The organism is Nocardioides sp. (genome assembly GCF_044226765.1).
In the GTDB taxonomy this organism is placed as follows: Bacteria; Actinomycetota; Actinomycetes; order Propionibacteriales; family Nocardioidaceae; genus Nocardioides.
Map to the genome: position 1 here is coordinate 80,960 of NZ_JBGAGJ010000008.1, position 10,722 is coordinate 91,681.

Annotated in this window: 10 protein-coding genes; 3 read left to right on the forward strand and 7 right to left on the reverse strand. The window is 72.0% G+C overall.

Going from position 1 to position 10,722, the window contains the following annotated elements:
- Nucleotides 1-51: 51 nt before the first annotated feature.
- From ACILRH_RS16455 to ACILRH_RS16485, 7 genes are all read right to left on the reverse strand, one after another.
- A complete protein-coding gene (locus ACILRH_RS16455; protein ID WP_395695070.1) occupies nt 52-1,227 on the reverse strand; it encodes a PQQ-dependent sugar dehydrogenase in 1,176 nt (391 codons plus the stop codon).
- Between the two features lie 28 nt (nt 1,228-1,255).
- A complete protein-coding gene (locus ACILRH_RS16460; RefSeq protein WP_395695072.1) occupies nt 1,256-1,864 on the reverse strand; it encodes a response regulator in 609 nt (202 codons plus the stop codon).
- A complete protein-coding gene (locus tag ACILRH_RS16465) occupies nt 1,861-2,961 on the reverse strand; it encodes a sensor histidine kinase (RefSeq protein WP_395695074.1) in 1,101 nt (366 codons plus the stop codon). Before ACILRH_RS16465 ends, ACILRH_RS16460 begins: the two co-directional genes overlap by 4 nt.
- 24 nt (nt 2,962-2,985) lie before the next feature.
- Nucleotides 2,986-3,768, reverse strand: a complete 783-nt coding sequence (locus ACILRH_RS16470; RefSeq protein ID WP_395695076.1) for an ABC transporter permease — start codon at nt 3,766-3,768, stop codon at nt 2,986-2,988.
- Complete coding sequence (locus ACILRH_RS16475) at nt 3,765-4,700, reverse strand: ABC transporter ATP-binding protein (RefSeq protein WP_395695078.1); 936 nt, start codon at nt 4,698-4,700, stop codon at nt 3,765-3,767. The genes ACILRH_RS16470 and ACILRH_RS16475 overlap by 4 nt, the downstream gene beginning before the upstream one ends.
- A gap of 238 nt (nt 4,701-4,938) precedes the next feature.
- Nucleotides 4,939-5,787, reverse strand: coding sequence for a 3-methyl-2-oxobutanoate hydroxymethyltransferase (gene panB / locus ACILRH_RS16480; protein ID WP_395695080.1), 849 nt, complete (start codon nt 5,785-5,787; stop codon nt 4,939-4,941).
- A 106-nt stretch (nt 5,788-5,893) separates the two neighbouring features.
- Nucleotides 5,894-6,358 (reverse strand): VOC family protein, encoded by a 465-nt coding sequence (locus tag ACILRH_RS16485; RefSeq protein WP_395695082.1) that lies wholly within the window; start codon nt 6,356-6,358, stop codon nt 5,894-5,896.
- Nucleotides 6,359-6,409: 51 nt separating this feature from the next.
- Here ACILRH_RS16485 and ACILRH_RS16490 point away from each other — a divergent pair, with 51 nt between their 5' ends.
- The 3 genes from ACILRH_RS16490 to ACILRH_RS16500 all read left to right on the forward strand — a co-directional run bounded on the left by ACILRH_RS16490 (nt 6,410) and on the right by ACILRH_RS16500 (nt 10,718).
- A complete protein-coding gene (locus ACILRH_RS16490; protein ID WP_395695084.1) occupies nt 6,410-7,159 on the forward strand; it encodes a class I SAM-dependent methyltransferase in 750 nt (249 codons plus the stop codon).
- A 19-nt stretch (nt 7,160-7,178) separates the two neighbouring features.
- A complete protein-coding gene (locus ACILRH_RS16495) occupies nt 7,179-9,263 on the forward strand; it encodes an NAD(+) synthase (RefSeq protein WP_395695086.1) in 2,085 nt (694 codons plus the stop codon).
- 117 nt (nt 9,264-9,380) lie between these two features.
- Entirely contained in the window at nt 9,381-10,718 is a 1,338-nt protein-coding gene (locus ACILRH_RS16500; protein ID WP_395695088.1) for a glutamine synthetase family protein, read from the forward strand.
- The last annotated feature ends 4 nt before the right edge of the window (nt 10,719-10,722 follow it).

The window sequence follows — 10,722 nt, forward strand, 5'->3', positions numbered from 1 at the left end:
GCTCTTCCTGGTCGGGACACCCAGCATGCCAAAGCGGACCAAGTCGAGTGGTCAAGGTGTCGGACGCACCGCCAGGATCACGTCCTGCCCGTCGCCGTTGTCGGTGGTGACGTAGGCGACGTCGCCCGGTCCGTCGACGACCGTGCGCAGCCGTCCGAAGCGACGCAGCTCGGCGGGGGTGCGGACGTTGCGCAGGGCGCCGGTCGAGGAGAGCTTCAGGAAGACCGCGCGCTCCGCCTTGAGCGCGGCGACGGCGAAGGTGCCGTTGTACCAGCCCCAGCCGCTACCACGGACGAAGCCGCCACCGGAGGTCGCGAGGGTCGGGTCGCCGGAGCTCCACACCGCGCGGCGCTGCCGGCCCGGCAGCGACATGTCGGTCATCGGGACCGACTCGTTGTAGCCCGGCACCGGGTTGTAACCGTAGTCGGCGCCGTTGACGAGCCGGTTGACCTCGTCGTCGCGGTAGGTGCCCTGCTCCACCGACCACAGCGTCCCGTCCCCGCGCACGTCGATGCCCTGGACGTTGCGGTGGCCGTAGGTCTGCACGTAGCGCTGGTTGCGGTTGGTCGCGTCGATGAACGGGTTCGAGCGGCAGGGGGCACCGGTGGCGGCCAGCAGGCAGAGCGTCTTGCCGCCGAGGGAGGTCAGGTCCTCCGGGTTCGTGCCGGTCGCGGCGTCGCCGGTGCCGACGTAGAGCCGCGGGCCGACCTGCACGATCCGGCACCCGCCGTGCCGCCCACTGGTCGCCGGCAGGCCGCCGAGCAGCTGCCGGCCCGAGGTGATCCGGGTGAGCGCCGGGTCGAGCGTCCAGGTCATGATCCGCACCTGGTGGCCCGAGCGGGTGAAACCGCCCTGGCAGGTGTAGATCCGGTGGTTCGTCGCGAAGCCGGCGTCGGTCTCCAGGCCCATCAGCCCGGTCTCCGGGCTGTCGGTGGAGACCCAGACCTTGTCGGACGGGAAGTCGCGGATGGTCCGCCGGTGCTGGCCGGTCCACAGCGAGAGCCTGGCCCGGGAGCGCTCGGTGATCAGCAGCCTGCCGTCGCCGACCGGGCGCACGTCCCACGGGTGGTCGAGCCCGGTGACCAGGCGGGTCACCCGCAGGGCCGGGACGGCGACGCGCTCCCCGTGCTGCGGTGCCGCCGGACGGTCCGGAGCCTGCGCGAGCGCGGCCGGCGCGAGCAGCGCGGAGACGAGCGTCACCAGCGTGAGGAGGACGATCCTGCGCATGTCGCCACGGTACGCCGGGCCGCAGAGCCTACAGCCAGCCGTTCCCCTCTGCCGTGAGCACCGCCTCGGCGCGGTTGGTGGAGCCGGTCTTGCCGATGGCGGCCGAGAGGTGGTTGCGCACCGTGCCCTCGGAGAGGAACAGCTTCGCGGCGATCGCGGCCACCGACGAGCCGTCCCGCGCCGCCCGGAGCACGTCGGTCTCGCGCGCGGTCAGCGGCGACTCGCCGGCGACCAGGCTGTCGGTCGCCAGCGCGGGGTCCACGACGCGCAGCCCGGCGTGCACCCGGCGTACGGCGTCGGCCAGCTGCGCGGCGGGCGTGTCCTTGACGACGAACCCGGAGGCACCGGCCTGGAGCGCCCGGCGCAGGTAGCCCGGCCGGCCGAACGTGGTCACGATGAGCACCCGCGTCGCGGGGCACGCGGCCCGCAGCGCCGCCGTCGCGGTGATGCCGTCGGTGCCCGGCATCTCGACGTCGAGCAGCGCCACGTCGGGGTGGTGGGCGAGGGCGGCCGGGACGACCGCGTCGCCCGACCCGACCTCGGCCACGACCTCGAGGTCGGGCTCCAGTCCCAGCAGTGCGGAGAGGGCGCCGCGGACCAGGGCCTGGTCGTCGGCGAGCAGCAGCCGGATCGTCACGACCGCACCACCTCCAGGCAGAAGCCGGGCTCGAGCGTGCGGGTCACCACGGCCGCGCCGGCCGCGGCCGCGCGCTCGCGCAGGCCGGCCAGCCCCGAACCGTGTCCGGGGCTTGCGGCGGCCCCCCGCCCGTCGTCGCGGACCTCGGCGCTCGACGAGGTGAGCCGCACCTCGCAGGTCCGGGCGCCGGAGTGCCGGATCACGTTGGTCACCCCCTCGCGCACGGTCCAGGCGAAGAGCTCGCGCAGCTCCGTGGGCACCTCGTCGGCTGAGTTCGGCAGGTGTGCCTCGATCTCGGCGGCGGCGAGTGCGGCGCGGGCGCGCGCCAGCTCCCCGGGGAGGGTCAGCTCGCGGTAGCCCTCGACCGCCCGGCGTACGTCGGAGAGCGCGTCGCGGCTGAGCCGCTCGAGGTCCGCGATCTCGGCCCTGGCCCGCTCGGGGTCGACGTCGACCAGCCGCTGGGCGAGCTCGGCCTTCACCGTGATCACCGTGAGTGAGTGACCGAGGATGTCGTGCAGGTCGCGGGCGAAGCGGGTGCGCTCGTTCTCGACCGCGAGCCGGGCGTTCTCCTGCTCGGCGACCAGCAGCTGCAGGTTGCGGCGCAGGATCAGCCGCATCCCGAAGATCGCCACCGAGGCGGCCAGGATGCCGAAGACGAGGCCGGCCTGGCTGCCCCACCCGGCAACGGCGCTGAGCGTCAGCGAGGTCGCGATGAGGACGGCCACGCAGGCCGCGGCTGTGCGCAGGGGCAGCACCATGAAGCAGGCGACGGCGATGTAGACGACGCTGGCCAGGCCGGTCTCGCCGAGGCAGCCGACCATCACCGCGCCGATGGCGACGAGACCGAGCAGGTAGGGCACCGACTGCCGCAGCGGCGGGTTGTCGACCAGCCGCTGGCGCTCGTTGCGGACCCGGATCCACAGCGACATGTAGAGCACGGCGAACGCGACCGTCGCCAGCATCCCGACGACACCGGTCACCTCGCCCCGGTGGTCCCAGCCGGTGAGCAGCGGGTCGACCAGGAAGAACAGCCACACCCCGGCGAAGAGCGGACCCAGCCGGTCGAGCTGGGTCGGCCGGGTCGGCTCCTCGGTCATGGCGCGAAGGCTACTGTCGCGCGGTCAGACGCGGGCGGTGTCGCGGGCCATGCACCAGGCCGCGCCGCCGACGAAGACCGCGAGCCACAGCGCGGCGTTGACCACCGCGATCCAGGTCAGGTCGCCGGTGAGCGGGTAGCGGCTGATCTCCGCGACGCCGTACATCGGGGTCCACTGCGCGATCGTGTAGATCCAGCTGCCCTCGTCGATGGGGATGAAGACGTTGCCGAGGAAGGACAGCAGGGCGAGGCCGGGGCCGAGGATCTGCATCGCGTTCTCGCCCGGCAGCAGGTAGCCGACGAAGAGCCCGAGCGCGGCGAAGACCGACGTGCAGGCCAGGGTGAGCAGCGCGCAGTCGACCCAGACGTCGACCGGCATGTCGGGCTTGCCCTGCAGCACGCCGACCAGGTTGACGACCGCGATGGCCAGCGCCCCGAGGACCAGGGCCAGGATCGCCTTGACGACGATGTAGACGCCGGGGTTGAGCGGCGTGAGACGCAGCTGCCGCGACCAGCCCATCGCGCGCTCGATCGCGACCTGGGTGCCGGCCGAGGCGGCGGTGAGCGCGGCGCCGTACAGCGCCATCGAGACCATGACGTACGCCGCCACGTTGCCGTTGCCGACGCTCTGGTTCCAGTCCGCGGTGGAGCCGAAGCTCAGGAACAGCGCGGCGGGGAAGACCATGGCGAAGATGACGGTGCGCCGGTTGCGCAGCATCCGCCGCAGCTCGATGCCGAGCAGGGTCAGGTTGAAGCCGCCGAGCGGCGGGACCTTCCGCGCGGTGGGGTCGATGGTCGTGGTGGTCATCGGGGGTCGTCCTCTCCGGTCAGGCTCAAGAAGGCGTCCTCGAGGCCCTGGGAGGTGATCTCGAGGTCACGGGCGTCGGTGCGGGTGAGCAGGTGCCGGGCGACCGCGTCGCTGTCCTTGGTGTGCACGAGCACCGCGTCGCCGCGCACCTCGATCCCGGTGACGCCGCCGATCGCACGCAGCGCGTCGGTGTCGGCGCCGGGCAGGGTGGCACGGACCGTCCGGCCCGACGCGAGCGCCTTGATCTGGGGGCCGGTCCCGTCCGCGACGACCCGACCGTGGCTGATCAGCACGATCCGGTCGGCGTACGCGTCGGCCTCCTCGAGGTAGTGCGTCGCGAACATGATCGTGCGACCGCGCTCGGCGTCCGCGCGGATCGCGGACCAGAACGTGCGCCGGCCCTCGACGTCCATGCCGGTGGTCGGCTCGTCGAGCAGGAGGAGCGCGGGGTCGGACAGCAGCGCCATCGCGAACCGCAGTCGCTGCTGCTCGCCGCCGGAGCACTTGGCGACCTTGCGGTCGGAGATCTCGGTGATGCCGGCGTTCTCGAGCACCTCGTCGACGGGGCGGGTGTCGGCGAAGAGGCTCGCGGTGTACTGCACCGTCTCGCGGACGGTGAGGTCCTTGAGGAGACCGCCGGTCTGCATCACGGCGGAGACGAGGCCGCGGGCGACGGCGTGCCGTGGGCTCATGCCGAGCACCTCGGCGTGGCCGGTGGTCGGACGGGAGAGCCCGAGCACCATGTCGATGGTCGTCGTCTTGCCGGCGCCGTTCGGGCCGAGGAAGGCGACGATCTCGCCCTGGTGGAGCTCGAGGTCGATGCCGCGGACGGCGTGCACCGGGCCGAAGTCCTTGGTGACGCCGGTGAGGCGGACCGCGGGGACCGGGTGGGTGCCGGCCACGGGGGCTGCCGAGACGCTGGGGGAGGTCATGGCTCCACGATGCCGTCGCCGCATGCTCCGACCCTCACACGACCGTCACGAGGTGCCCGTGACAGGTGTCATGCACCGCGGTGTGTTCGGTGGTCGAGTAGCGAGCGCCAGCGAGCGTATCGAGACCCGGAACGGCGGAGGTCTCGATACGCGCCGTCGCGACCTCGTTCCTCGGTCGCGGGCGCTACTCGACCTGGCACCGGGAGCCCTGCCTTCGCGAGCTCAGGCAGGGCGGTGCTCAGAACGTGTGCTCGTCGGAAGGGAAGGTCCCGGCCCTGACGTCGGCGGCGTAGTCGCGTGCGGCCTGGAGGAGGACGCCGTGCAGGTCGGCGTACTGCTTGACGAAGCGCGCCATCTTGCCGCTGCGCAGGCCGAAGGCGTCCTGCCACACCAGCACCTGCCCGTCGCACCCGGCACCGGCACCGATGCCGATCGTGGGGATCGAGATCGAGCCGGTGACCTCTGCGGCGACGTCGCCCGGCACCATCTCCATGACGATCGCGAAGGCGCCGGCCTCCTCCATCGCGCGCGCCTCCTCCAGGACCTGCTTGGCGGCCTCGCCGCGGCCCTGCACCCGGTAGCCGCCGAGGCTGTGCTCGGACTGCGGGGTGAAGCCGATGTGGCCCATGACCGGGATCCCGTTGGTCGAGAGCTTCTCGACCTGGGGCGCGACCTCGACGCCGCCCTCGAGCTTCACCGCGTGCGCGCCGCCCTCCTTCATGAACCGGACGGCGGTGTGGAACGCCTGCTCGGGGGAGGCCTGGTAGCTGCCGAACGGCAGGTCGGCGAGCACCAGCCCGCGGCGCACGGACCGCGACACGGCCCGCACGAGCGGCAGCAGCTCGTCGACGGTCACCGGGATGGTGGTCTCGTAGCCGAGGACGTTGTTGGCCGCCGAGTCGCCGATGAAGAGGATGTCGACACCGGCCTCGTCGAAGATCGCGGCCGAGTACATGTCGTACGTCGTCAGCATGGTGATCTTCTCGCCACGCTGCTTCATCTCGCGGAGGTGGTGGGTGCGCACCCGCTTGGTCGGTGGTGCGGACGCTGCCGGCCCCGAGCCGTACGGCGCGGTCTCCTCGCTCATGGGATCTCCCTGACTGTCATCTCGCAGCTCCCCGGTGGAGTCCACGGACCGTCAGCCAGGCTAGTCCCGCAGGTCGCGGATGACTCCTGTGTCGCTGGTCACCCGGCTAGGAGGATGCGGCGTCGGCGGCGGCCTCCATGTCGGCCACGACGATCTTCTGCATCTGCATCATCGCGGCACCGGCGGCCTGCGCCCGGGCCGGGTCGGGGTCGGACAGCAGCTCGTAGAGCCGGGTCGGGATGATCTGCCACGACAGCCCGAACTTGTCCTTGAGCCAGCCGCACTGGCTCTGCTCGCCGCCGGCCACCAGGGTGTCCCAGTAGTAGTCGACCTCCGACTGGTCGGCGCAGCTGACGCTGAGCGAGATCGTCTCGGTGAACCCCGCGTAGATCGGACCGCCGTTGATGCCGCGGAAGGGCCGTCCGTCCAGGGTCCACTCGGCGGCGAGCACGCGCCCGTCCTCGTAGTGGGAGACCCCCTGGACCGCGGAGTTGGGGAAGACGGTGGTGTAGAAGTCCACCGCCTCCATGAGGTTGTCGTCGAACCACAGGCAGGTGCTGATCTCGGGCATGCCCCGATTGACTCATGGACGGGGCAGAACTCATCGGCCTACCGTCGGCCGATGGCCTTCGACGTCGCAGCCGACTCCTACGGGCGCTTCATGGGGCGCTACTCCGAGCCGCTCGCCGACCAGCTCGTCGAGCTCGCCGGCGTACGGCGGGGGATGCGTGCCGTGGACGTCGGCTGCGGCCCCGGGGTGCTGACGGCGCGTCTGGCAGAGCGGCTCGGCACCGAGGGCGTGGTGGCACTCGACCCCTCGCCGCCGTTCGTCGCGGCCGCCCGCGAGCGCTGCCCGGGTGTCGACGTCCGGCAGGGGACCGCGGAGTCGTTGCCCTTCGACGACGGCGCGTTCGACGTCGCGCTGGCCAACCTCGTCGTGCACTTCATGAGCGAGCCGGTCCGTGGCCTGCAGGAGATGGGCCGGGTCGGTGGTGCGGTGGCGGCGACGGTCTGGAACCACGCGACCGCGACCGGACCGTTGACGACGTTCTGGCGGGCCGCCAAGGACCTCGACCCCGGCGTCGCCGACGAGGCGGCGCTGCCCGGCACCGGCGAGGGTGACCTCGGGGCGCTCGCGCGCGCGGCCGGGCTCCGCGACGTGGTCGAGGGCACCCTGACGGTGTCGGTCGCCTACTCCGGGTTCGACCAGTGGTGGGAGCCCTACACGCTCGGCGTCGGCCCCGCCGGCGACCACGTCGCCGGGCTGCCCCCCGAGCAGCGGGAGGCGCTGCGGGCCCGCTGCGCGGAGCTGCTGCCCGAGGGCCCGTTCAGCGTCGACGCCACGGCGTGGGTGATCACCGCGACGGCGTGAGAACCGGCCGCGTGGGAACATGCGGAGCGTGGACTTCTACTCCGCCTACGCCCACGGGTTCGCGCGGGTCGCGGCCTGCACGGTGCCGGTCCGGGTCGCCGACCCGGCGACCAACGCCCGCGCGGTCCTCGAGCAGGCCCGGGCGTGCTCGGACGACGGGGTCGCGGTCGCGATCTTCCCCGAGCTGTGCCTCTCGGGGTACTCCGTCGACGACCTGTTCCTTCAGGACGCGCTCCTCGACGCCGTGACCGACGCGGTCGCCGAGGTCGTCGCCGCCTCGGCGGACCTGCTGCCTGTCCTGGTGGTCGGCGCCCCGGTCGTGCACGGCAACCGCGTCCTGAACTGCGCGGTCGTGATCCACCGCGGGCGGATCCTGGGTGTCGCGCCGAAGTCCTACCTGCCGACCTACCGCGAGTTCTACGAGCGACGCTGGTTCGCCCCCGGCGACGACGTGCGCGGCACGACCGTGCTCGCCGGGCAGGAGGTGCCGATCGGGCCCGATCTGCTCTTCGAGGCCGAGGACGTGCGGGGCCTCGTGCTGCACGTGGAGGTCTGCGAGGACATGTGGGTCCCGGTTCCGCCGAGCGCCGAGGCCGCACTGGCCGGCGCGACGGTGCTGCTCAACATCTCCGGCAGCCCGATCACCGTCGGCCGAGCCGAGGACCGCCACCTGCTGGCCCGCAGCGCATCGAGCCGCTGCCTGGCGGCGTACGTCTACGCCGCCGCCGGCCAGGGCGAGTCGACCACCGACCTGTCCTGGGACGGACAGACGATGGTCTACGAGCACGGCGAGCTGCTCGCCGAGACCGAGCGCTTCCCCGACGGACCGCGCCGGGCGGTGGCCGACCTCGACCTCGACCGGACCCGGCTCGAGCGGCTGCGCACCGGAACCTTCGACGACAACCGCCGGGGTTTCGAGGCTCGCTTCGCTCGCACCTCAACCACCGGGGGCCGCCACCGGACCGTCCGCTTCGAGCTCGCGCCGCCCACCGGCGACATCGGCCTGCGGCGCAAGGTCGACCGGTTCCCGTTCGTGCCCGACGACGAGGCCCGGCTGGCCCAGGACTGCTACGAGGCCTACAACATCCAGGTCTCCGGTCTCGAGCAGCGCCTCTCGGCCATCGGCGGCCCGGGTGGGCAGGGCCCCCAGGTCGTCGTCGGCCTCAGCGGCGGGCTGGACTCCACGCACGCGGTGATCGTCGCTGCCAAGGCGATGGACCGGCTCGGCCGCGACCGCAGCGACATCCTGGGCTTCACCCTGCCCGGCTTCGCGACCGGTGAGCGCACCAAGGGATACGCCTGGCGGCTCGCGAACTCCCTCGGCATCACCATGCAGGAGATCGACATCACCGACGCCGCACGGGCGATGCTGACCGACCTGGACCACCCCTACGCGAAGGGGGAGGAGGTCTACGACGTCACCTTCGAGAACGTGCAGGCGGGGCTGCGCACCGACTACCTCTTCCGGCTCGCCAACCACCGCGGCGGGATCGTGCTCGGCACCGGGGACCTGTCCGAGCTCGCGCTGGGCTGGTGCACCTACGGGGTGGGCGACCAGATGTCGCACTACAACGTCAACGCGGGTGTGCCGAAGACGCTCATCCAGCACCTGATCCGCTGGGTGGCGACCTCCGGGCAGTTCGACGACGAGACCAACGAGGTCCTCGACGAGGTCGTCGCGCAGGAGATCAGCCCCGAGCTGATCCCGGCCCGGGAGGACCAGCTCCCGCAGTCCACCGAGGAGTCCGTGGGCCCCTACGCACTGCAGGATTTCACGCTCTTCCACGTGCTGCGCTACGGCTACCCGCCCAGCAAGGTCGCGTTCCTGGCCTGGCACGCCTGGCATGACCGGGAGGCGGGGGAGTGGCCCCCGAACTTCCCCGACGACCGGCGCGTCGAGTTCGACCTCGCCACCGTGCGGCGGTGGCTGGAGGTCTTCGTGCGCCGGTTCTTCGCCAGCCAGTTCAAGCGCTCCGCGCTGCCCAACGGCCCCAAGGTCAGCCACGGCGGCACGATGTCGCCGCGCGGCGACTGGCGGATGCCCTCCGACGCCTCCCCGGCCGCGTGGCTCGCCGAGCTCGAGGCGAACGTCCCCCAGTCCTGACCGCAGTCCTGACCTCGGCCCTGACCGGGCGGCACGCCCACGGCCCGTCCGTGCCCGTCCGCCCACCGGCGTTCACCCGGCATCCGGTGCGGGTACGGCGCCGCTAGGCTCGCCGCCATGGGAAAGCAGGAAGACTTCGTCCTCCGGGCGCTCGAGGAGCGTGACGTCAGGTTCGTCCGGCTCTGGTTCAGCGACGTGCTCGGCTCGCTGAAGTCCGTGGCGGTCGCTCCCGCCGAGCTCGAGGGCGCCTTCTCGGAGGGCATCGGCTTCGACGGGTCGGCGATCGAGGGCTTCGCGCGGGTCTACGAGGCCGACATGCTGGCGATGCCCGACCCGTCGACCTTCCAGATCCTGCCGTGGCGCGGCGAGGGCCCGGCGACGGCCCGGATGTTCTGCGACATCGTGATGCCCGACGGCTCCCCCTCCTACGCCGACCCGCGGCACGTCCTCAAGCGGACGCTCTCGAGGGCCGCCGACCAGGGCTTCACCTTCTACACGCACCCCGAGATCGAGTTCTACCTCTTCAAGGACCAGCCCGAGCCCGGCGTACCGCCGGTGCCGGTGGACCGCAGCGGCTACTTCGACCACACCGCGCAGTCGATGGGCGCCGACTTCCGCCGCGAGGCGATCACGATGCTCGAGGCGATGGGCATCTCGGTCGAGTTCAGCCACCACGAGGGCGGTCCGGGCCAGCAGGAGATCGACCTGCGGTACGCCGACGCGCTCACCACCGCCGACAACGTGATGACCTTCCGCACAGTGATCCGCGAGGTGGCGCTCGGCCAGGGGATCTGGGCCACGTTCATGCCGAAGCCGTTCACCGAGCACCCCGGCTCGGGCATGCACACGCACGTCTCGCTCTTCGAGGGCGACCGCAACGCGTTCTTCGAGGCCGGCGCGGAGTACCAGCTGTCGAAGACGGGCCGGCAGTTCATCGCCGGCGTGCTGCGGCACGCCAACGAGATCAGCGTGGTCACCAACCAGTGGGTCAACAGCTACAAGCGGCTGATGTTCGGCGGCGAGGCGCCGTCGTACATCTGCTGGGGGCACAACAACCGGTCCGCGATGATCCGCGTCCCGATGTACAAGCCCAACAAGGGCCAGTCCACCCGGATCGAGCTGCGCACCGTCGACGCGGCCTGCAACCCCTACCTGGCCTTCGCCGTGGTCCTGGCCGCCGGCATGAAGGGCATCGAGGAGGGCTACGACCTGCCGCGCGAGGCCGAGGACGACGTGTGGGCGCTGACCGAGCGCGAGCGCCAGAGCCTGGGCATCGAGCCGCTGCCCAAGAGCCTGTCCGAGGCGATCGCGGTCGCCGAGCACTCCGAGCTGCTCGCCGAGACCCTGGGCGAGCACGTCTTCGACTTCTTCCTGCGCAACAAGCGGGCCGAGTGGGAGGAGTATCGCGGGCAGGTCTCGGTCTTCGAGCGCGACCGCATGCTCCCGGTGATCTGAGGGC

What these genes read in the sequence shown, in the direction of transcription:
- ACILRH_RS16455 (WP_395695070.1), bottom strand. Translation starts at nt 1,227, where the DNA reads ATGCGCAGGATCGTCCTCCTCACGCTGGTGACGCTCGTCTCCGCGCTG.
- ACILRH_RS16465 (WP_395695074.1), bottom strand. Translation starts at nt 2,961, where the DNA reads ATGACCGAGGAGCCGACCCGGCCGACCCAGCTCGACCGGCTGGGTCCG.
- ACILRH_RS16470 (WP_395695076.1), bottom strand. Translation starts at nt 3,768, where the DNA reads ATGACCACCACGACCATCGACCCCACCGCGCGGAAGGTCCCGCCGCTC.
- ACILRH_RS16475 (WP_395695078.1), bottom strand. Translation starts at nt 4,700, where the DNA reads ATGACCTCCCCCAGCGTCTCGGCAGCCCCCGTGGCCGGCACCCACCCG.
- panB (WP_395695080.1), bottom strand. Translation starts at nt 5,787, where the DNA reads ATGAGCGAGGAGACCGCGCCGTACGGCTCGGGGCCGGCAGCGTCCGCA.
- ACILRH_RS16485 (WP_395695082.1), bottom strand. Translation starts at nt 6,358, where the DNA reads ATGCCCGAGATCAGCACCTGCCTGTGGTTCGACGACAACCTCATGGAG.
- ACILRH_RS16490 (WP_395695084.1), top strand. Translation starts at nt 6,410, where the DNA reads ATGGCCTTCGACGTCGCAGCCGACTCCTACGGGCGCTTCATGGGGCGC.
- ACILRH_RS16495 (WP_395695086.1), top strand. Translation starts at nt 7,179, where the DNA reads ATGCGGAGCGTGGACTTCTACTCCGCCTACGCCCACGGGTTCGCGCGG.
- ACILRH_RS16500 (WP_395695088.1), top strand. Translation starts at nt 9,381, where the DNA reads ATGGGAAAGCAGGAAGACTTCGTCCTCCGGGCGCTCGAGGAGCGTGAC.